This window comes from Paenibacillus sp. P4_E11 (assembly GCF_056401635.1).
In genome coordinates, this window is the sequence record NZ_JBFUIX010000692.1 from 1 (window position 1) to 606 (window position 606).

1 protein-coding gene is annotated in these 606 nt (G+C 44.6%); it reads left to right on the forward strand.

Going from position 1 to position 606, the window contains the following annotated elements:
• Nucleotides 1-606: IS1634 family transposase (locus tag AC1DWB_RS36960; RefSeq protein ID WP_477546001.1), on the forward strand; the 606-nt coding region annotated here is incomplete at both ends.

Here is a 606-nt window from a genome sequence, read left to right on the forward strand (position 1 = left end):
CCTACAAACAGATTCTATCCATTGTCTATTATCTGATTATGGAAGACAGGAATTCACTCAGCCGTTTTCCAAAATGGGCTATGACGCATATGCATCCTTTCAACAAAGATATTCCTTCACAAAGAAGCAGCGAGCTGTTTGGTTCCGTTGACGAAAATGCTAAGCAGCACTTTTTTCTACTCCAAGGGCAGCGCAGGCTGGAGACCGAATTTCTGGCCTATGACACCACCTCCATATCGTCATATTCCAAATTACTGAAGCAGGTCAAGTATGGCCGGAATAAAGACCATGATCGGCTTCCGCAAATGAATCTTGCTCTTCTTTTTGGAGAGCAATCCCGATTGCCGGTATATTACAGAAAGCTGCCTGGCAACATCTCAGACGTGACAACCATCCAGAATATGCTTGCCGACATCGACTTTCTCCAGCTGGACAAGGTGAAGCTTGTCATGGACCGCGGGTTTTACAGCGAGAAGAATATCAATGCATTATACGAAAAACATCATAAGTTTCTCATTGGCGTGAAGACTTCGTTAAAGTTTGTACAGAATCAACTGGACGAAGTACGAAAGTCCATGGTGTCCCGGCCCCATTACAGTTCCAAGT